Source organism: Chromohalobacter sarecensis, from assembly GCF_023061135.1.
Lineage (GTDB): Bacteria > Pseudomonadota > Gammaproteobacteria > Pseudomonadales > Halomonadaceae > Chromohalobacter > Chromohalobacter sarecensis.
Window position 1 is genome coordinate 292,388 of record NZ_JAKGAN010000001.1, and the last position, 19,735, is coordinate 312,122.

A 19,735-nucleotide genomic window follows, 5' to 3' on the forward strand; every position below is an offset into this window, starting at 1 on the left:
CAGCAGCTGACGGTACACTGCGGGACTCCCGGAAAATGCTGCTGGCGCGTTCGTCTGTGTATTTGTGCCGGCTACCTAAACACTATTAAAAACATTAAGGTGTCTGTATGCAGGAAGTATATGAGAGGGTGTTCGTAGCCGATGCGACGTCCTGCTTGGCGGGCTCTAATGAAGTAGCAGTTGTCCATGCTTGCAAAATTCCGTGTCATCAGCGAGCAGTGGGGTACACACGCAACCTTCCGAATTCGCATCCAAACTATTTGGTCTTGGAGCGAGGTTCAGACCTGTATATGAACATTATTGATCCACCAGTGCCGCTCTTTATGCCAGCACTATTTTCCAAATTTTTGGAGTTTTCAAAGAAGCATTGGGATAATGGGAAAAAGCTGGTTATTCACTGCAACCAAGGTGAATCTCGAGCTCCATCTCTAGCCTTGCTGTTCCTGGCACGGGCGCTCACAGTTATTGACGACAGTTCCTATAGCTCTGCGCGTGGCGAGTTTCAAAAACTCTATCCTCGGTATCAGCCAGGCGAGGGGATTCACACCTATTTTACTCAAAATTGGGCTAAGCTTGGTCAGGATTTTTAACAAGGCGCAGCACCACGTCGACCGTTTTTCCACCGTTTCACGACTCTACATCGGCGTGTGCCCCAGGCATTACATCAGAGCTCACTGAAGTCTGCTTCTGGCCGTTAGCTGGCCGGAGGGTACGATAGGAATAGGTTTGGTCCCGCGAAGAAGTGAACCTGGTCGTCATGAATCGCTAGGTATTCCCTACACCCGCCAGACCGTGAATGTAATGCCGCTGACCCTGGCTCGTGAGCTGCCTCTGACGGTTGGATACCAACTGATGCAGGGGGCGGTTAACGAGCGGGGGTTTCGCTTTTTTGGCCTTTCAGTTAGGCGGCTGCAGGGTCATCAGCCGGGTTTCCGCAGCCGCGTGGCAAGCCAGATGATGTGAGTGCCGCCGCTGGGCGTGCGACGGCGAAGGCGGCCGGGGTTGGTGGTCGATGATACGGCGGAGCGTGAACTAAGGCTATAACACGCCATATCGCCTCGCTGGGCTTTATAGCGACACCCCCATTGACGATCCCTAGCTAACATGACACGATGCATTCAGTTGGTTAGCAAGTCGCATATGTCAGTTGTACTCGAATCGTTCGGTAGTCTGGTTATATCCCTTGTTTTACCCACTTCATCTGGGGTAGTACCCGGCAATTGTAGTAAAAGCGCTTTCGCGCTAAGGAATTCGAAAATGGCAACTGGTACAGTTAAGTGGTTTAACGACGCTAAAGGCTTTGGCTTCATTTCTCCCGCCGAAGGTGGTGACGATCTGTTCGTCCATTTCTCCGAAATTCAAGCTGACGGCTTTAAATCCCTGCAGGATGGTCAACAAGTCTCGTTTGACGTGACTCAGGGCAAGAAAGGCCTTCAGGCTTCAAACGTACAGCCTAACTAACTCCGAGTTAGTCTGCGCTGTCGAGCCGCAAGGCTTCGAGCACCAGAGCCCGCTTCGGCGGGCTTTGGTGTTTCTGTGTGTCAGAAACGTGAGATTTCGTCTGATGTTGGGTTTTCAGCATCGATTTCACTATCTGCCTCTCTCCTTCTTCCGTGCATTATGCACTTCCTTCCCTGACGCCAGGCCCATGCGGTATTAACCTCCCTGGGGTTCCCGTCGAAGCCAGTCATGCACAAAGGCGAGTTTGCGGCGCGCGGCGTTCGACCTGGAGCGTGCCGTCGAGACCATCGACTTCATGACCGCCCCCCACGCCGCAGCCATGTGCTTTACTATCTTCACTTTCATTGATGGAGGAGGCTTCCATGATCGGCGGCTTGATAGGATTACTGGATGACATTGCCGCGTTGGCGAAGTTGTCCGCAGCATCACTGGATGATGTGAGTGCCGCCGCTGGGCGTGCGACGGCGAAGGCGGCCGGGGTGGTGGTCGATGATACGGCGGTGACCCCGCAGTACTTGCAGGGGGTGACGGCGGAGCGTGAACTGTCGATCGTGAAGAAGATCGCGCTGGGGTCGATCCGCAACAAGCTGATTTTTATCCTGCCGGTGGCCTTGCTGCTGAATTACTTTTTGCCCGGGCTATTGCCGATCATCTTGATGGGGGGTGGTACCTACCTGGCCTTTGAAGGCGCGGAGAAGGTCTGGCACAAGCTCTCCGGGGAGCATGATGACGACAAGCCGGCGGTCGAAAAGGGGCCGGAGGCCGAGAAAAAGATCGTCAGCAGTGCCGTTCGGACCGACCTGATCCTGTCCGCCGAAATCATGGTGATCGCGCTTTCCGCCGTCTCTCATCAGGGGGTCTGGTCACAGCTGGCGAGCCTGGTGGTGGTCGCGTTCTTCATCACCCTTCTGGTGTATGGCGTGGTGGCGCTGTTGATCAGGATGGATGATCTCGGCCTGAAGCTCGCCCAGCGCGATAGCTCGGGCATTCAGACGCTGGGCCGGAGCCTGGTGACTGCCATGCCCAAGGTGCTGACGACCATCTCGGTCGTGGGCACCGTCGCCATGCTCTGGGTGGGCGGGCATATCCTGCTGGTCAATCTGGGTGCCGATGGCACGGGCTGGTTCAACGCGCCCTATGCGTGGGTACACCATCTCGAGCAGGGCATTGGTGAGGCAACCGGTGGCTTGGGCGGCATGCTGGGCTGGAGCTTCAATACGCTGTGCTCTGCGGTGATTGGCTTTTTGGTGGGCTCGGTTGTCGTGGGCGTGCTGCACTTCATCCCCTCCAGGAAGGCGCAGGCCGAATAGGTATGAGCCACAGCGCTCATATCTGATTTTTAATTGATTTTAAGGCTTCAAATATGAACGCTTGATATTTTTAGCGTCTGATTCTTCCTCGTCATAGTGCTCAAATTTGACTATCATAAAGAGATTACCATTCATATTTGGATTGCTTCGATATGGTGTCCTCAGGCTCCAGACGTTCTGGCACTCAGGTTGCAATGCCGCCGCCCGTGGCGCGGGCGTTGCGTAGCCTTGGCCATGATCTATCGATGGCTCGCCGTATGCGTCGAATGACGCAAGAAGACCTGGCGCAGCGTATCGGGACATCGCTGAGTACGGTCAGGCGCATGGAAGACGGTTATCCCGGGACCGCGTTGCACACATTCCTGCGTGCCCTGCATGTGCTCGGTCGCCTTGAGGACGTGGTCAAGGTCATGGCGCTGGAGCAGGACACATTGGGACTGGAGTTGGTCCAAGACCAGTTGCCCCAGCGGGTGCGGTCAGCCGACGGGAAAAAACCGAAGGCAAGTCCATCGGAAGAGTCGGGGAGAGAAAGTGGGGCTACTGATGACCATGAGCTCGAGGGCTTCTGATGGCGACCCAGCAAGCGCAACGCCAGGATCTCGACATCCATCTCGGTACGGATGGCAAACTCATCGGACGCCTATACCTGGGCAGTGGTAAGCGCAGTGCCTTCCGCTATGACGAGCGCTGGTTGCAGGACCCGCGGTTCTTCACGGTGTCGCCAGACTTGCAGCTCATCCCCGGGGTCCAGTATCCACAGGGTGTTTTTTTCGGGCGCTGGAAGAGGGCGTAGAGAGTACGCAAGACCTGCAATATCTACTCGGGCAGGGAACGTCGTTGGGTGGCGCGCGTCCGAAGTCCACCGTCCTCGATACCGACGGATGGCTGGCCTTGGGCAAGTTTCCGAGTCAGGCGGACCAGCGCGATGTGATCCGGGGCGAAGTGCTGGCCATGACACTGGCGACGCGTGCAGGCATTCGTGCCGCGCCAGCGCGTGTGGAACTCATCCAGGGCACGGCTGTGGCGATGATCCGACGATTCGATCGTACTGGTGGTGGAGGGCGCATCCCCTATGTGTCGGCCGCGACCATGCTGCAGACGAGTGGACGCGACGAAGACCACGCTTACACCGAGCTCGTGGACGTGTTGTTACAAGCGGGTTCCGATCCCATCGCTGACATCCGCGAGCTATGGCGACGTCTGGTCTTCAATTTCCTCATTTGCAACACGGACGATCATCTGCGTAATACAGGACTACTTTATGATGCTCGGCGTCGCGGTTGGCGTCTCGCGCCGGCGTTCGATCTCAACCCCATGCCGGGCGATCGCCGTGAAAGCAAGATATGGCTGACCGAAGACTCCGGTCCTATCGATAGTCGACAAATGCTCATGGAAGGGGCGCCGTATTTCAGGTTGAGCAAGCAGGAAGCGACGACAGGCTGGGATGAAGTAACCAAGGCCGTGGGAGCATGGCGCTCCATGGGCAAGGAATTGGGCATGCGAAATTGGGATTTGACCGATTTTTCTCCTGCCTTCGATCCGGATGTATAAGCTGCATTGTGAGTTTTAAAGCGTAATTGCCGATCATCCTGATGGTGGGGGACCTACCTGGCCTTCGAGGGTGCGGAGAAGGTCTGGCACAAGCTCCCCGGGGGGCATGATGCCGAGTAGATACGAGCCCCTTGCCGCATGAGGAGCCACCGCGACCCCATTCGCGCGACAAGAATCGCCCAAGCGTCCGTGCTATGGTCAATGCTGGTAAACGCACCGGGACCTGATCGACATGAGCGAACAATCACAAATCCTTATCTATGAAGATGTCGAGAAGGCAGTCGACGTGCGTCTGGACGAAGGGCGCGAGACCGTATGGTTGACGCAGCGGCAGATGGCTGAGGTATTCGAGACATCAATCGATAACGTCAGTCTTCATTTGAAAAATATCTATACCGATGGCGAGCTGGATGAGAGCGCAACTACCGAGGAATCCTCGATAGTTCGTCAAGAAGGCCAGAGACAGGTGAAGAGATGCGTTCAAATCTACAATCTCGACGCCATCATCTCCCTCGGCTATCGCGTCAATTCACGGCGGGCGGTGCGCTTCCGCCAGTGGGCAACTCGCGTCCTTCGCGAGCATCTCACCCAGGGCTGGACGCTGCACCAGCAACGCTTCGAAGCCAATGCGCGCGAGCTGGAGGCGGCAATGGCGCTGGTGCGCAAGGCGGCGCACAACCCGGCGTTGGATGTGTCGGGCAGTCGTGGGTTGGTGGATATCGTCGCGCGTTATGCGCAGACGTTTCTGCTGTTGCAGCGCTATGACGAAGGGCTGTTGAGCGATCCCGATGTTCAGGAGGGCGGCCAGCTTCCTTCGTTGGACATCGCGAGAGCCGCGCTGGGCGATTTGAAAGCCGAATTGATAGGACGGGGAGAGGCCACCGACCTGTTTGCCCGGGATCGAAGCGATGGTTTGGCCTCACTGCTAGGCAATCTCGATCAGTCCGTCTTCGGCGAGTCGGCTGATCATGAACATGCTCGCCGATGACACGGCGCCCGCTTGAACCACCGAAGCCTTCGATGTCGTTACGCCAGTCGCGATGCCGCCCCCCCGTGGCGCGTGCCTTGAATAATCTCGATCATGATCTATCAATGGCTCGTCGCATGCGTCGGTTGACGCAGGAGGGCCTGGCGCAGCGTATTGGCACATCACTGAGTACGGTCCGACGCATGGAAGACGGTTATCCCGGGACCGCATTGCACACGAATGAAGCACAACACCTTTGTGTCGATCTCGCGGTTTCAGTTCAACCGGTAGCTGATTCCGGTAGCGTCGCTATTACCTTGATTGCAAAATCGAAACCATAAAGCTAGGTGACGCCGACGACCGTCAGCGTCGGGCGTGGTGCGCCAGTACCACTAGAGTAGGTAGCGAATAGAAGGCGCACATCGCTTCAGACCTGACGTGAATCGGCCAGGATACGGCGCCCGCGCAGACAGTCTTGTTCGTGCGCTTCATCGCGCCATGGCTCCTGGATGCCTTGCTCGACCCATGAGCGAACCGCCGGGTGCTCGAGCAAGCGCTCTGCATAGTCGCTGGCCTGGGCCGACAGGGTCAGCCCGTAGGTGCGATAGCGAACCGCCACGGGCGCGTAGAACGCATCGACGGCACCGAACGCCTCACCGGCGAGCCAGGGCCCACCGAAGCGATCAAGGCCTTCTGCCCATAATTCCGCCAGCCGCGTCAGGTCTTTCTCCAGCGCCGGACTCGGCGTGCCCAGTTCGATCCGCAAGCCACAGTTCATCGAGCATTCGTCGCGTAACGCCATGAAGCCCGAGTGCATTTCTGCGCAAGCCGAGCGTGCCCAGGCCCGTGCCTGCTTATCCGCCGGCCATACGCCCGGGTGCGCTTCTGCCAGGTACTCGATGATCGCCAGAGAATCCCAGACCAGCACATCGTTGTGCTTGAGACAGGGCACCTTGCCGGTGGGCGAAAATTCCCTGAACGCATGCTGTATTGCGGTGCCTGCGAAGGGCGTCAATATCTCCTCGAACGTGATGTCGCAGGCTGTCATCAGCACCCAGGGGCGCATGGACCAGGAGGAGTAGTTCTTGTTGGCGATATAGAGCTGGTAATCCAAAGGTATTCTCCTGAGTCAGGATGAGACTTGGACAATCGAACGAGGTCGAATGATACCGGCACGAGTCTAGCCCGAGTTTGTTAAGCAGTGGTCGCACGGTATCATGATTCAAGCCAACGTCGGCCTTCCGGGGCTTGCGCTTCAATGCCTGCCGGGGATCTCCTTGCCATGACACGCGTCGCCATTTTCGTGGATACCCAGAACGTCTATTACACCGTGCGTGACGCCTATGGCAAACACTTCGATTACCGCCGGTTCTGGGCGAGGGTGACCGCTAACCGGGAGGTGCTGGTCGCCCGCTGCTATGCCACCGACAAGGGCGACGCCAAGCAGCGTGAGTTCCAGAATATCCTCCGATCAATCGGCTTCGAGGTAAAACTCAAGCCATTTATCCAGCGTGCGGATGGCTCCGCCAAGGGCGACTGGGACGTGGGTATCACACTCGATGCCATCGAATACGCGGCACACGCGGATGTGGTGGTGCTGGTCTCCGGCGATGGCGACTTCGATCTGCTGGCGCAGAAGATCCGCGAGGTGCATGGCAAGCGCGTCGAGGTTTACGGCGTGCCCCAACTCACCGCCAACTCCCTTATCAACGCCGCGAGCCAGTTCATCCCCATCGAGGGCGACCTGCTGCTGGGGTGATTCACCGATGCACCCAGTCCAGATGCTCGAACGCGCCTCGTGCGTGGTCGCGCCCGAGGTTTAAAAAATGGTGATTATGCTCACTAAAAGTGAGCATAAAATGTTTTTAGTAAACCTCACGTCCACTGGACAAAGTTTGTTAAAGGCGTATTTTATTCACTATGAGTGAGCAAAAAAACCAAAAGATAAACCGCTTGCTAGCGAGTCTGGGAGACTCTGAGCTGGTCTCCAGCCGCTGGTTGCAGGCGCATGGCTATTCGAGAAGCCTGGTGGCGCGTTATGTCGCGAGCGGTTGGCTAGCGTCACCGGCGCGCGGTGTCTACCAGCGAAAGGGCGGACGGCTGCAGTGGCAAGGCGTGATGAGGAGCCTGCAACAGCGAGAGGGCCTGCCGTTGTATGTTGGTGGGCGTTTCGCGCTGGCAATGCATGGGCATGAACATTATCTACGTCTGGGCGAAGCCGCCACGGTGACACTTTATGGGCCAGTTCGGCCGCCAGGTTGGCTTGATGAGTTGGCGTTGCCAGAGCGGTTTGTGTTCTGTGGTAAGCCACCCTTCGATTGGCCGCTACCCCATTTCACTGTAGAGATGCAGAGTGACGCCCTTCGCGAACAGGGGTTGGAATGGAATGAAATGCTCGCCGGTGCGGAGCCATTCGTCTGTTCTACACCGGAGCGGGCGATACTGGAACTGTGTGATGGTCCTTCCGGTGCGGCGCTGGTCTACGAAGCCGATGCGCTTATGCAGAGTCTGGCGACACTGAGACCGAAGCGCGTCGCGGGATTGTTGCGCCATTGCCGCAGCATCAAGGCCAAGCGTCTGTTCCTCGCCTTGGCGGATCGGTATCAGCATGCTTGGCTGCGCAGAGTCCCGTTGGACAGGGTGGGGCTCGGCAGCGGCAAACGCGTTCTGATGCCCGGCGGCCGTCTGCATCCGACTTATCAGATCACGCTGCCGAGGGACCTTGATGAGCACTTGGGATAAACGCTACACCGATCGCGTCCAGTTGCTGGTCGATATTCTACCGATGCTGGCCCAGGAACCGCGCTTTGCGTTGAAGGGTGGAACGGCGATCAATCTGTTCGAACACGATCTACCTCGCTTGTCGGTGGATATAGATCTCGCCTGGTTGCCGGTCCACGGTTTCGCTGAGGATGCCTCTATGCCGGAAAACTGTCGGCAGCGCTATCGCGTCAGCATCCTCGCGACTTGTTCGATGTAGGGCTGTTATTGGCTGATGACCGCGCTAATAAAGACTTGTGGCGCACGTTTCTGGTCTACCTGACGTGCAGTCCAAAACCTGCTTGGGAAATTCTCGAACCTCAGGTGGCAAAAGACTTTGACGCCATCTTTCATGCGCATTTCAGGGGCATGACGGCGGAACCCGTGACCGTAGATGAATTGCTGGAAGTCCGGGAGCGGCTGTTGGCGCGTGTCGCTGAGTGGATGGATGATCCTTCGAGAGCGTTTCTCCTTTCCGTTGAAAATGAACAGCCGGACTTCGCTATGATTGGACTGCCTCAAGCCCGTGAACTGCCCGGCGTCAAACGTAAGCTGCAGAACTTGGCTCGGCGTTCAGCACAGAAGCGACGCGAGGATGGACTCCAGCTGAATCAGGCTCTGGCGCGATTCTCCGCGACCTGATAAGACTGCTGGGCATCCCATGGTGCATAGGACCCGTCGGCTATCTACCCATCTCACCGATGCACGATATCCAACTGCGTGAACGCGCCTCGTGCGTGGTCCTCGCGGAATAGCCCATGGTCGTGGCGCACGCGGTCGGCGGCTTCTGTGGCGAATTCCACCATGTCCTCGGTGAACAGCCCCGGTGGGCCGATGGCGTCGATAATCGCGGGTTCTACGTCGTAGTCGAGGTTGCCGGAGTCGTCGGAGAGGGCGTGCACGCTGGCGAGCACGCCGCCGCAGATGCCGGCGTAAGTCTTCCACTCGCTCTTGGAAAGATCGTCGAGGTCGATATCGTCGCGGAACGGCGCGCGCTCGCGGGATAGATAGCTATGGCCCTCGAACTCGACATGGCCGTAGAAGACGTCGCCGCGTATCAGGTGCACGGCCTGAGCATGGCTGATGCGTTCGGCGAGCGTGTCCATTTCGTAGGCAGAGGGCGGCACCAGGCCGGCCAGGGCCGAGCGTCGGGCTTGCTTGTACTCGAGGATCAGGTCATCCGTGCCGTCGCGTTCGGGGCCCTCGATCAGTACATAGTAGCGGTTGAGCCCCAGCGAGGCGGTGCCCTGGCCGAGGCGCAGCGCCACGTCCTTCACGCGCATGCCATTCTTGCCTCGCACTCGGGCGCGTGCTGGTACCTCGATGTCGTTCTCTTTGATTAGCCGGTCGGTGATCGCCTGGAATTCGTCGCGGCGCGACGAGATCGGCACCAATTTCTTGGTCGGGCGGAAGCCGCTGCGTGTCTCGTCGAGATAGTCGTCGGAAAGCCACGCGGCACGGTCTTCCTCGGCGTCTTCGAACAGCTTGCGGATGAGCTTCGGGGCGTTGTCATGACGCATCTCCTCGTCCTGCTCGGTGCCTTCGTGGGCTAGTCGCGCCATTTCCTCGATGTAGCCCTGCACGAAGCGGCGCACGATCTTGATCTGCTGTTTGCGCTTGAGTTCGCCTTCGGTCTCTGCGGCGATCATGAAGCCGACCGCGCCGCGTTTGATATCCCAGCTGAACGGAGCGTAATAGGCCTCGTCGAAATCGTTGACCGAGAAGATCGGCACGTTGTCCACGTTGGGCATGACGCCGAAGTTGCCGGGGTGGACGTCGCCGAGCGCGAGCACGGTTGGCATCCAAACGTCGTCACCAGCCATGTCGCGATAGAACAGTAGCGACGTGCCGCGAAAAAACGAGAATAGCGAGTCGGCGAGCTGGTCGAACTTGGCGCCGGCTTCCTCGCAACCTTCCGCGATGCGTGTCTGGTGATCCTCGCGTAGCGTCTGGCGCACGTGCCGGCGCCGCTCGAAACCGGTCAGCGCGCGCGGGCGCAGCACGAACTCTCCATCTGCCACGGCTGTTGCCAGACGTTTGAAGGTATCGAAGCGTGTCGCCACCACCGGGGCGGCGGCCTCCTCGAACGACTGCCGCTCGAGCGCCGCTGCCAGTTCTTCCTTGCTCATCTTTGAGCGTCCCGCGATATCTTGCTGCTGGGCTTGCTCGTAGAGTGCCTTGCGCGTCGGTTCCGATTCCCGGCTCATGGAGACTCCTTGCCTGTTCTGGCTGCCGTGTTGTCGTTAGATCTTTGTCTACCAGCATGCACGACTTGGGAGGAGGGTGCATGTGCGCTGGGTGTTAACGCACGTTGAGCTCCACGATCCGTCCACCGGCCTGCGCGAAGCGCTCGAAATACCGTTGCGAATCCAGCAACTGATACGGAAAGTAAAGCCCGGGTGATGTGACTGGTTTGCCGTCGAGACCAACGAGCCTCTCGAGGAGTAGCGCGACCCCGAGCCCTGTCAGCGGCATCTGCCCTTCGGGATGGGTCACCGCGTGGCGTGAGCGTAGCGGCTGTGCTGCCTGATTCTCACCCTCGAGTTCGATGATGATCTCGGTGGACATCGGCTCGCCACGGCGGCGGCTCGAGCTGACACCAATGGCCAGGTTGAATTCGATGTTGGGTGCACCGGTCACGGTGGCGAGGCCGAACACGTCGTGAGGCGATAGCCCGGTCGCTTGCAGCATCGTCCCATCGGCTGCGCGGAAACGGGTCTCGAGATCGTCACCGCTGCGCCAGACCCAGGCACCGTTGCGGCGTGCCTGGACGGCGGGAAGGGCCTGCGTCTGACGTTCCAGGTCGTCGTAGGAAGCCGGGCCGCCTTCGTCTTGTTCGTCTATCAAGGCGCCGATGCGAATGGCGTCGATGTGACGGAACGCCTTGGCGCACGCGAGTGCGGGCAGTGTCGTTGCACCTACCAGCCATTCGGTTCCCAGCACCACTGCGGACGCGTTTGGTCGGTGCACATAAGCGGCGATTTCGGGGCCTACCTCGGTCATGGCGGGGGATACGCTGAGATAAGGAATGCCCCTGCGCTGCGCGAACTGTAGCGCGGCAGTGGTGGTGTCGGTGAAAAAAATAGCGATGGCGCTGACCGGGCGCTCGCCGAGGTCGAGATCTTGTGCGGTGAGGTCCACCGCCACGCCCTCGGCATTGCCGATGCCGGCGGCCGCTTGCTGGGCTTTGCCGAGATCGCGTCCGCCGATCAGCAGGGGAAGTTCCGGATACATTTCGCGTAGAAAGCGTGCCGTCTGGCGGCCGACGATACCGGCGCCTCCAATGAGCAGGATGGGAGCGAGTGTCATGTATGTTCTCCGAGTTGAGAGTTAACCTACTAAAGGTAGGTTTTTGAACATTAACCTACTCGTGGTAGGTTTTCAATTTGCCGGAGAGCTTGGAAGAGTTGGAAGGGAGAGGAGAGAACGTGCAGCGCAGTGCAAGCGAGACAGGACAGAAAACGGGCGCTCGGCGGCTCTCCGGGCCCGAGCGGCGGCGTCAATTACTCGATACGGCGTTGCAGATCGTGCGGGAAGAGGGCGCGGATCGACTGACGCTGGGCTATCTGGCAGCGCGTGCCGGCGTCTCCAAGCCGGTCGCTTATGATCACTTCGGGACGCGCTCGAAGCTTCTGATCGCGCTATACAGGCTGATCGATCGCCAGCAATCGGAGGCGCTTCGTGAAACGCTGACGACCGATGGCCGTAGCTTCGAGGAAACCGCGTCACTGCTCGCGGCTGCTCACGTGCATTGTCATGCCGACACTAGCGGCGAGTGGCATGCCATTGGCGCCGCACTAGCGGGAAGCGAAGAGAAAGAGGCGGTCTATCAGGAACTGCTCGATGGCTACGTTCAGTTATTCGCGGCTATGTTGAAGCCCTATTGTACGCTTGAGGATACTGAGCTCGAACGCCGTTGCGTCGGCTTGATCGGCGCGGGAGACGCGCTCTCGGCGGCCATGGTGCGCGGTCATTGCAGTGAAGCTGATGCGTCACAAGCATTTGCCGTGTTGATCCGGGGTGGGCTTCGGGAGACGCCTTGATGCCGCATCGCAAACCTCACCTCCCCACCAAGATCTGCCCGGTGTGCCAGCGCCCCTTCACCTGGCGCAAGAAGTGGGCGCGGGACTTTATAGCCGACGTTGGTGCTGGCCGCGAGCCAGTTCATACCGGTCGAGCGCGACCTGCTGCTTGGTTGACGCGCGGCGTGACTTCATCATGCACAGGCGGTGCATTCATCTATCCCCGGCGTATCCGTCCTCGGGCATCTGCTCGTCTTCAGGCGTCGTGGATGCCCCGTTAGACGTTGCCGATTCGTCCTCAGGCGCGTCGCGCTCTGTTGGCTGTGCGTTCGCATCATCTCGCGTCACTCGCCAGATCGCATTGGTCATATCGTCGGCGACGATCACCGCGCCATCCGGAGTGACGGTGACGCCGACGGGGCGGCCGCGGGTCTTGCCGTCGTCGGTCAGGAAGCCGGAGACGAAGTCGACGGGATCGCCGGCGGGCTGTCCATCCTCGAAGGGGATGAAGACGACTTTATAGCCCACGGGGTCGGCGCGGTTCCAACTGCCGTGCTCGCCGACGAAGGCGCCGTTAGCGAATTGCTCGCCCACTGCCGCGTTGGAGAAGTCGACGCCGAGCGGTGCGCGGTGTGCTCCCAGGCTGTAGTCGGGGGCGATTGCCGATTCCACCAACTCTGGATTCTCCGGCTTCACACGCGGGTCGACGTGCTGCCCCCAGTAGCTGTACGGCCAGCCGTAGAAGCCACCATCCTGAATGGATGTGAGGTAGTCGGGCACCAGGTTCGGCCCGAGTTCGTCGCGCTCGTTGGCGACGGCCCAGAGCTCGTCAGTGCCCGGCTGGATGGTCAGCGCGGTGGGGTTGCGCACGCCGGTGGCGTAGGCACGGTGCGCGCCGGTCTCCGCGTCGATCTCCCAGATTTCCGCGCGGTCGACTTCCGCCGCCATGCCGCGCTCGGTGATGTTGCTGTTGGAGCCGATGCCGACGTAGAGATAATCCCCGTCCGCGCCGGCAGTCAGGGACTTGGTCCAGTGGTGATTGATCCTCGAGGGTAGCGGTGTAATCACTTCCGGTGGGCCGCTGGCTTGGGTCTGGCCTTCTTGGTAGTCGAAGCGAACGAGCGCGTCTTGATTGGCCACGTAGAGATCGTCGTCTACCAGGGCGAGGCCGTAGGGCGCGTTGAGGTCCTCGGCGAACACCGTCTGCTCCTCAAAAGTGCCGTCACCGTCGCCATCGTGCAGCAAGGTGAGACGGTCGCCGCCTTTGACCGCGGTGGTGCCTTGCGATTGGATCAATCCGGCGATGAAATCTTTCGGTCGTGATTTAGGGGCGTTACCGCCGCCTTTGCCTTCCGCCACCAGGATGTCGCCATTCGGCAGTACTAGCGTCTGGCGCGGGACTTTCAGATCGGTGGCGATGGCGGTGATCGTGTAGCCATCGGGCACCGTGGGTTTCATGTCGCCCCACTGTGCCTGCTCGGGCACCGTCATGTTGGGCAGCAGGCCTCGCTGCGGCTCGGGCAGCTCAGGGTTAGGGCCGTACTGCTGGCCCGAGTCGGCGGCGTAGGCGCCACCGGCGAGCAGCAGGACCGAGAGCGGTGCGACATAACGCATGCCAGCGTACTTGTGTGCGAACTTCATGACTGACCTCCGCTCTTGCGGCTGGTGAACCCGATCCAGATTGCGACAAAGGAGAGCACGGCAATGACGACGGAGAGCGTGAAGCCCGTCGGCATCATGGCCCAGGCATCTCTGGCGTGAACCAGTGAATTGACGAAGGCAAGGATCCAGGTCACCAGCAACAGCAGAAAGTAGAGGATGGAAAGGCCGCGACTGTTGGCGGGGCGGAACATTCCGATAAGCGCGCAGATCAGCGCCAGGCCGCAGAAAACCAGGCCGCCGGCGAGCAGCCAGGAAGCGAAGTGACTCCACTGGATTTGGTAAGTGGTGGAATACGCGTAATCGCTCAACGCGGCGCCCAAGAAGAGAGGGAAGGCGCCCGCGAGCAACATTCCATGAAGTGGGTTCGGCCCGCTTCGGGCCGGTCGTTCGGCGGTGGCAATCACGGCAAACTCCTTTTGCGGATCAATGGAAGGCAACGCGCCGACATGGCCTGGCTCATGACGAGCGTAAGATGTCTTCGGCTGCAGTGTAGTTTGCTTATGCAGGCCCCACCAAAATAGACATTCCACCGGCTCCTCTTGCTCGCCCATGACTCGCTGGTTCACCCCAAACCGGGGCGCCGGGCAATGAAGACTGGACGCGGCAATACCGGGTGGGCTGTACTGCGAGCAACCACTAACGTGACGGCCTTTTTATAGATAAAGGCACAGCCCGGGTCGGGAGCGATCCGGTGGTGGTATGCATGGATGGCCCACTGAATCGGTAAGGAGCGTATGAAGAAAAATGGTGCATGGCGACTGTGTCTGGTGGCTGCAGTGGTTTTCATCTTTTCCAGCCTGGGTATGGCGCAAACGCCGGACGCAGACAGTGAGGAAACACGCTGGTCCTCTGTCGATTCGCTAAACGCTGGGCTGGGCGAGGTTCCCAAGGCGGTCAAACGAATGACGCCACGGGAGGCGATTCGTAGCTTTTTGACACTGACTGAGAATGGGGACTTCGCGGCGGCGGCGCATATTCTCAACCTTGCCGAACTATCCCCGGCGGAGCAGCGAGCGCGAGGGGGACAGTTGGCCCAGCAACTAGCCGAGGTCCTCAAGCGTGGCGAGTGGCTCAATGTTTCCGGCCTTCCCGGGCGCCAGGATGCTGCCATCGAGGACCCGTCGGGTCAGCATCCTCAGGCTGGTGAACCACGCCGGAACCTCAAGCTGGCATCGCTCACGGTCCAGGGCGAAATCTATGACATCCGTCTGGGTCGATACCGAGTGGGCGACGCGGAGCCCGTCTGGTTGGTCATGCCGGACAGCGTTTCGTCGGTGCCCGTGCTTTATGAGGAATACGGCCCGTTGATGTTTGAGACCTATATCCCGGAGCGTTTTAAGGCCTCGTTCGGAGTGTTCAAGATCTGGGAATGGCTCGCGATTCCGATTTTCCTGCTGCTGGTGGGGCTGATGGGATGGTGGGTCCACCACCTGGTCGGGATGGCGACACGCTGGCTGCCTTCCGGCTCGCCGAGCATTTTCGTCGGCCGAATCAAAGTGCCTGTGGCGCTCGTCGTCATATCACTGGCAACCCAGGCGGTGCTCGACTACGTCGTGTCTTTCTCGGCCGTGGCGACCACGTCCTTCCGGGTGCTGTTGATCATCATTCTGGCTTGGAGTGGCGGTACGATCGCGCTGCGCCTCGTCGACACCCTCATGCTGCAAGTGACTCGGCGCCTCATGGGGCAGATCGATGACACCAAGCCCCAGGACGCGCGTAAGTTCCTGACCACACTCTACGCGTTGCGACGCATCATTATCCTGATCACGGTAACTGCTGTTTCGATCTATGTACTGAGCCAGATTCAGTTATTCGAGACGCTGGGGGTTACCTTGCTGGCCTCGGCCAGCGTCCTGGCGGTACTGGTGGGTATCGCCGGCCAGACGGTACTCGGCAATATCCTTTCTTCGTTTCAGCTCTCGTTAGCCAAGCCCATACGCATCGGCGACCTGGTGGTCTTCGAAGATCAATGGTGCTATGTGGAGGGCATCTTCTATACCTACATCCGCTTGAGGGTCTGGAACGATCGACGCTTGATCGTGCCGGTCACTTATTTCGTCTCCAGGCCCTTCGAAAACCTGGCGATCAAGAGCACCAAGGAGTTCAGAAGCCTGGAGCTGATCCTCCACTTGAGCGCTGATATCCAATCCCTCAGGGAAAAATTCCTGGAGTACGCGCAGGAAGAAGATAACGTCATCGAGCATCACAAGCTTTCTTGTTATGTGACGGGGCAGACCGAGCGGGCACAGACGGTCGTTTGCTACCTGATGACCTCGGATCCTTTTGCCGGCTGGGTCGCTGAAATGAATGTTCGGGAGAAGCTGATGGCCTTCATCCGGGATAACCATCCCGAGTGGTGGCCGCGTGAGGTGACGGCCATCAGCGAACATGATGTGGCGTTAGGCGAAAAGCGGGGACACTCGCTCGGCCACGGCGGTGGGGCGTCTTGATAGGGGCTCATCAGCTGGCCGTTATTCCAGCAGCAGCATGCCCTGTTCGATATCTGCGGCGATCGCTTGGCAGAACGCCGAGCGGTCGCCGCGCCTGAGCGCCTGGGTCACTTCGCGATGATAATCGTCGGCGATGCTCGATGCCCCCCAGCGCGTGCAGATGTAGCGCATGCTGGGGCCGTATTGCAGCCAGAGTATCTCGACCAATGGCAGCAGTACCTGCGAGTGACTCAGTCGGTAGATATGGAAGTGAAACTGGTAATTGCCACGCATGTAGCTGACCAGATCGCCCTGGGCGATGGCGGTGTTGATCCGCTCATCAATCCGTTCCAGGGCCTCGATATCGGTGCCGGCGATATTGTCGAATGCCTGGCGTGAAACCTCGGTTTCCAGATTCTTTCTCGCGAATAAGATTTCATGAAATCGGTCATGACTCAGTTCAGGGACGATGATCTTGCGACTGTCGGAGAATATCAGCGCCCCCTCCGTGACCAGCCAGCGCACCGCCTCCCGCGATGGCATGGCACTGGTGCCGTATTCCGCGGCGATACGCCGGATCGAGATCACTTCACCCGGGGTGAAGTCCCCTTCGCATAACCGCACGCGGAGAGCCCGGTGCAGGCGCGTCGAGGCGGTATCGGGTGAAAACGCATCGCGATGGGCGGTTCGTTCCGTGGTCATGCCGTTTGCCATTGTCATTTCGCTTATTACAGGGGCGACGGTGCCGGCGAGGCTCTACGACCTATCTTAACGCAGTTGGGCGATCACGACTGCCATACGTGCCTTGTGAGCCTGGCAGGCCTCTGCTAGTGTGATCACACTCGTGTGATCACACTATTCTCAGAACAATACACTATCGAGATCGATCCATGACGCAATCATCTTCGCAACGCGCTCCCGATCCCGAGCGCTTCCGGTTAGACGCTGCCAGCAAGCGGGTCGACGTGCTCTGTGTCGACATGAATGGAATTCCGCGTGGCAAATGGGTGCCCGCCGCCCAGTTCGACAAGGTGCTGGCCGGGCAGGTCCGTCTGCCGCTTTCGACGCAGTCACTGGATATCTGGGGCGAGGACAACGACACCCTCACCGGGCTATCGCAGTCCATCGGCGACCCGGATGGCGTCTGCCACGCCGATGAACGCACCTTGTCGCCACTACCGTGGGCCAATGGCCACCAAATTCTCACCACCCTGCACGATCTGGATGGGGCGCCGAGTTTCATGGACCCGCGCGCCATCCTGGCCGCCGTGGTCGAGCGCTTTCGCCAGCACGGCTGGACGCCGGTGGTTGCCATCGAGCTGGAGTTTTACCTGCTCGATGCCGACGAGCGGCAAGCGCTGAGGCCGATGCCACCCGCCTCGCTATGTCCCGGTGGCGTGCCCAAGGGCTTGCAGCTCTATGAAATGGACGCCATGGAATCGCTGGGCGAGGTGCTCGAGACCATTCGCGCCTTCGCTGACGCTCAGCAGGTCCCCGCCGATACGCTGATCGCCGAGTTCGGCCCTGGCCAATTCGAGGTCAATCTGTGGCATCGTTCGGACACCTTGGCCGCCGCCGACGATGCGCTCTACTTCAAGCGCCTCGTAGCCCAGGCCGCCAAGTGCCACGGCCTTTCCAGCACCTTCATGGCCAAGCCCTACACCGAGCAGGCCGGTTCCGGCATGCACCTGCACGTCAGCGTGATCGACGATGCCGGCACCAATATCCTCGACGAAGCCAACGGCGCCGGGCATCTCGAAGCCGCCATGGGCGGTGTGATGCACAGTCTGCTCGACGCCCAGGCGATCTTCGCTCCCCACGCCAATTCCTACCGGCGCTTCCAGCCCGATAGTTTCGCGCCGATTGAGTGCAGTTGGGGACGCGACCATCGTGGCGCGGCGGTGCGCGTACCGGAGTGGTGCGGCCCCGGCGCTCGCCTGGAGTATCGTGTGGCCGGCGCCGATGCCAATCCTTACTTGGTGGCTGCGGCACTGCTCGGTGGCGTTCTACATGGCTTGGAGCAACGCATCGCCCCGCCGCCCGCCATCGAGGACGAAGCCTATTCACCACAGCGCCCCGAGTGTCTGAGCCATGATTGGCTCACCGCCATTGAGCGCTTCGCTGCCTCGCCGGCCATGGCCGACATCCTCGGTACCGAGTACCGCGATCTCTACGCCAAGGTGAAACGGCACGAGGCCCAGCGCCTGCTGGCCATGGTCACCGACATCGACCGCCAGACGTATCTCACCCGGCTCTAAGGAGAAGACATGCCCCAGGAACGCTGCGCTTCCTATTACACCGCGTCGGTCGCCGAGGAGTCTGACTATCCGCGTCTGGAGGGCGAGCACCGGGTCGACGTGGCCATCGTCGGCGGCGGTTTCACCGGTGTGGCCACCGCGGTCGAACTGGCCGAGCGCGGTTATCGCGTCGCCATCGTCGAGGCCAACAAGGTCGGCTGGGGCGCCAGCGGGCGCAACGGCGGCCAGGTCACCGGTAGCCTCTCCGGCCAGGATGCCATGGCCAAACAGATGCGGCGTACGCTGGGCGAGGGCGCCAAGGAATTCGTCTGGAATCTGCGCTGGCGCGGGCATCAGATCATCCGCGAGCGAGTAGCGAAATACGCTATTGCCTGCGATCTCAAGCAAGGCCATCTGCAGGCGGCCTACAAACCGAGCCACGTGAAGGCGCTGCGCCAGGACTACGAGGAGTCGCAGCGACATGCGATCGGCGAGCATGTGCAGTGGCTCGATGCCGAGGCGGTTCGCGGTGTCGTCGGTACCACGCTTTACCACGGCGCGATCCGCAACGACTACAACATGCACCTGCATCCGCTGAACCTATGCCTCGGCGAGGCACGTGCCGCGGCAACCTTGGGCGCACTGATCTTCGAGCACTCGCCGGTCGTCGACATCCAGCATGGCGAGCAGCCCGCCGTGATCGGTGAGCATGGCCGCGTCAGGGCGGACAGCGTGATCCTCGCCGGCAACGCCTATCATCGGCTCGAGCGCAAGCAGCTCAAGGGCAAGCTGTTTCCGGCGGCGCTGGGCATCGTGACCACCGCGCCGCTGTCGCCTGCGCAGGTCCAGGCCATCGACCCGGAGGACCTGGCTGTCTACGACACCCGCTTCGTACTCGACTACTACCGGCTGACCGCTGATAAACGTCTGCTTTTCGGCGGTGGCGCCAACTATTCCGGGCGCGATTCACAAGACATCGCCTCGGAGCTGCGGCCGCGCCTGGAGCACACCTTTCCACAACTCAAGGGCCTTGCCATCGATTTCCAGTGGCAGGGCATGGCGGGCATCGTCATCAACCGTGTCCCGCAGCTCGGCAAGCTTTCCGACAACGTCTACTACGCCCAGGGCTACTCGGGCCATGGCATTGCCACTTCACACATCGTCGGCGAGATCATGGCCAACGCGGTTGCCGGCAGCCTCGAGGAGTTCGATGCCTTTGCCAATGTTCGCCACGTCCGCGTTCCACTCAACGATCGCTTGGGCAATGCGTTGCTTGCCACCGGCATGTGGTACTACCAGTTGCTCGAAAAACTGAAGTAGCAATTACTCGAAAAAC

Annotated in this window: 22 protein-coding genes; 16 read left to right on the plus strand and 6 right to left on the minus strand. The window is 59.9% G+C overall.

The genetic code is table 11. The annotated features are described in order from the left end of the window. Nucleotides 1-107 precede the first annotated feature (107 nt). The 7 genes from L1071_RS01325 to L1071_RS01355 all read left to right on the plus strand — a co-directional run bounded on the left by L1071_RS01325 (nucleotide 108) and on the right by L1071_RS01355 (nucleotide 5,310). Nucleotides 108-590 carry a hypothetical protein gene (locus L1071_RS01325; protein WP_246967758.1) on the plus strand — a complete coding sequence of 161 codons (483 nt, stop codon included), beginning with the start codon at nucleotides 108-110 and terminating at the stop codon, nucleotides 588-590. 667 nt (nucleotides 591-1,257) lie between these two features. Beyond that, entirely contained in the window at nucleotides 1,258-1,461 is a 204-nt protein-coding gene (locus tag L1071_RS01330; protein ID WP_246967759.1) for a cold-shock protein, read from the plus strand. A gap of 362 nt (nucleotides 1,462-1,823) precedes the next feature. Beyond that, nucleotides 1,824-2,771, plus strand: a complete 948-nt coding sequence (locus L1071_RS01335) for a DUF808 domain-containing protein (RefSeq protein WP_246967761.1) — start codon at nucleotides 1,824-1,826, stop codon at nucleotides 2,769-2,771. A gap of 194 nt (nucleotides 2,772-2,965) precedes the next feature. After that, complete coding sequence (locus tag L1071_RS01340; RefSeq protein WP_281504394.1) at nucleotides 2,966-3,340, plus strand: helix-turn-helix transcriptional regulator; 375 nt, start codon at nucleotides 2,966-2,968, stop codon at nucleotides 3,338-3,340. After that, nucleotides 3,340-3,564: a hypothetical protein gene (locus tag L1071_RS01345; RefSeq protein WP_246967765.1), complete on the plus strand. Its 225-nt coding sequence runs from the start codon at nucleotides 3,340-3,342 to the stop codon at nucleotides 3,562-3,564. Before L1071_RS01340 ends, L1071_RS01345 begins: the two co-directional genes overlap by 1 nt. Before the next feature lie 44 nt (nucleotides 3,565-3,608). Then, nucleotides 3,609-4,322 carry a type II toxin-antitoxin system HipA family toxin gene (locus L1071_RS01350; RefSeq protein ID WP_246967767.1) on the plus strand — a complete coding sequence of 238 codons (714 nt, stop codon included), beginning with the start codon at nucleotides 3,609-3,611 and terminating at the stop codon, nucleotides 4,320-4,322. A gap of 232 nt (nucleotides 4,323-4,554) precedes the next feature. Then, nucleotides 4,555-5,310, plus strand: coding sequence for a virulence RhuM family protein (locus tag L1071_RS01355; protein WP_246967769.1), 756 nt, complete (start codon nucleotides 4,555-4,557; stop codon nucleotides 5,308-5,310). A gap of 406 nt (nucleotides 5,311-5,716) precedes the next feature. On the opposite strand, the gene L1071_RS01360 is transcribed toward L1071_RS01355, so the two are convergent. Beyond that, nucleotides 5,717-6,403 carry a glutathione S-transferase family protein gene (locus L1071_RS01360; protein WP_246967771.1) on the minus strand — a complete coding sequence of 229 codons (687 nt, stop codon included), beginning with the start codon at nucleotides 6,401-6,403 and terminating at the stop codon, nucleotides 5,717-5,719. Nucleotides 6,404-6,571: 168 nt separating this feature from the next. Here L1071_RS01360 and L1071_RS01365 point away from each other — a divergent pair, with 168 nt between their 5' ends. From L1071_RS01365 to L1071_RS01380, 4 genes are all read left to right on the plus strand, one after another. Continuing rightward, the gene (locus tag L1071_RS01365) at nucleotides 6,572-7,048 is read left to right on the plus strand and encodes an NYN domain-containing protein (protein WP_246967773.1); all 477 of its coding nucleotides are present in this window, start codon (nucleotides 6,572-6,574) and stop codon (nucleotides 7,046-7,048) included. 161 nt (nucleotides 7,049-7,209) lie between these two features. Further along, on the plus strand, nucleotides 7,210-8,031 hold the full coding sequence (locus L1071_RS01370) for a type IV toxin-antitoxin system AbiEi family antitoxin domain-containing protein (RefSeq protein ID WP_281504395.1): 822 nt from the start codon (nucleotides 7,210-7,212) through the stop codon (nucleotides 8,029-8,031). Beyond that, nucleotides 8,015-8,269 (plus strand): nucleotidyl transferase AbiEii/AbiGii toxin family protein, encoded by a 255-nt coding sequence (locus L1071_RS01375; protein ID WP_246967776.1) that lies wholly within the window; start codon nucleotides 8,015-8,017, stop codon nucleotides 8,267-8,269. Before L1071_RS01370 ends, L1071_RS01375 begins: the two co-directional genes overlap by 17 nt. Continuing rightward, a complete protein-coding gene (locus tag L1071_RS01380; RefSeq protein ID WP_246967779.1) occupies nucleotides 8,257-8,691 on the plus strand; it encodes a hypothetical protein in 435 nt (144 codons plus the stop codon). Before L1071_RS01375 ends, L1071_RS01380 begins: the two co-directional genes overlap by 13 nt. 53 nt (nucleotides 8,692-8,744) lie before the next feature. Here the strand turns inward: L1071_RS01380 and L1071_RS01385 are convergent, their stop codons facing one another. Both L1071_RS01385 and L1071_RS01390 read right to left on the minus strand, forming a co-directional pair. Then, nucleotides 8,745-10,256, minus strand: coding sequence for a DUF2252 domain-containing protein (locus L1071_RS01385; protein WP_246967782.1), 1,512 nt, complete (start codon nucleotides 10,254-10,256; stop codon nucleotides 8,745-8,747). A gap of 94 nt (nucleotides 10,257-10,350) precedes the next feature. Beyond that, nucleotides 10,351-11,358, minus strand: coding sequence for an NAD(P)-dependent oxidoreductase (locus L1071_RS01390; protein WP_246967785.1), 1,008 nt, complete (start codon nucleotides 11,356-11,358; stop codon nucleotides 10,351-10,353). 119 nt (nucleotides 11,359-11,477) lie between these two features. Here L1071_RS01390 and L1071_RS01395 point away from each other — a divergent pair, with 119 nt between their 5' ends. Both L1071_RS01395 and L1071_RS01400 read left to right on the plus strand, forming a co-directional pair. Next, the gene (locus tag L1071_RS01395) at nucleotides 11,478-12,092 is read left to right on the plus strand and encodes a TetR/AcrR family transcriptional regulator (protein WP_246967788.1); all 615 of its coding nucleotides are present in this window, start codon (nucleotides 11,478-11,480) and stop codon (nucleotides 12,090-12,092) included. After that, nucleotides 12,092-12,352 carry a DUF2256 domain-containing protein gene (locus L1071_RS01400; RefSeq protein WP_246967791.1) on the plus strand — a complete coding sequence of 87 codons (261 nt, stop codon included), beginning with the start codon at nucleotides 12,092-12,094 and terminating at the stop codon, nucleotides 12,350-12,352. The genes L1071_RS01395 and L1071_RS01400 overlap by 1 nt, the downstream gene beginning before the upstream one ends. Here L1071_RS01400 and L1071_RS01405 read toward each other — a convergent pair. Both L1071_RS01405 and L1071_RS01410 read right to left on the minus strand, forming a co-directional pair. After that, on the minus strand, nucleotides 12,285-13,712 hold the full coding sequence (locus tag L1071_RS01405; RefSeq protein WP_246967793.1) for a PQQ-dependent sugar dehydrogenase: 1,428 nt from the start codon (nucleotides 13,710-13,712) through the stop codon (nucleotides 12,285-12,287). The genes L1071_RS01400 and L1071_RS01405 overlap by 68 nt on opposite strands. Next, nucleotides 13,709-14,284, minus strand: coding sequence for a DUF2231 domain-containing protein (locus L1071_RS01410; protein ID WP_246967796.1), 576 nt, complete (start codon nucleotides 14,282-14,284; stop codon nucleotides 13,709-13,711). The genes L1071_RS01405 and L1071_RS01410 overlap by 4 nt, the downstream gene beginning before the upstream one ends. A gap of 183 nt (nucleotides 14,285-14,467) precedes the next feature. On the opposite strand from L1071_RS01410, the gene L1071_RS01415 reads away from it, so the two are divergent. Beyond that, nucleotides 14,468-16,183, plus strand: coding sequence for a mechanosensitive ion channel family protein (locus L1071_RS01415; protein WP_246967799.1), 1,716 nt, complete (start codon nucleotides 14,468-14,470; stop codon nucleotides 16,181-16,183). A gap of 21 nt (nucleotides 16,184-16,204) precedes the next feature. Here the strand turns inward: L1071_RS01415 and L1071_RS01420 are convergent, their stop codons facing one another. Then, nucleotides 16,205-16,864: a GntR family transcriptional regulator gene (locus tag L1071_RS01420; RefSeq protein ID WP_246967802.1), complete on the minus strand. Its 660-nt coding sequence runs from the start codon at nucleotides 16,862-16,864 to the stop codon at nucleotides 16,205-16,207. 188 nt (nucleotides 16,865-17,052) lie between these two features. Between L1071_RS01420 and L1071_RS01425 the strand changes: the two genes are divergently transcribed. Beyond that, nucleotides 17,053-18,420, plus strand: a complete 1,368-nt coding sequence (locus L1071_RS01425) for a glutamine synthetase family protein (protein WP_246967805.1) — start codon at nucleotides 17,053-17,055, stop codon at nucleotides 18,418-18,420. A gap of 9 nt (nucleotides 18,421-18,429) precedes the next feature. Beyond that, nucleotides 18,430-19,719: an NAD(P)/FAD-dependent oxidoreductase gene (locus L1071_RS01430; RefSeq protein WP_246967807.1), complete on the plus strand. Its 1,290-nt coding sequence runs from the start codon at nucleotides 18,430-18,432 to the stop codon at nucleotides 19,717-19,719. Nucleotides 19,720-19,735 lie beyond the last annotated feature (16 nt).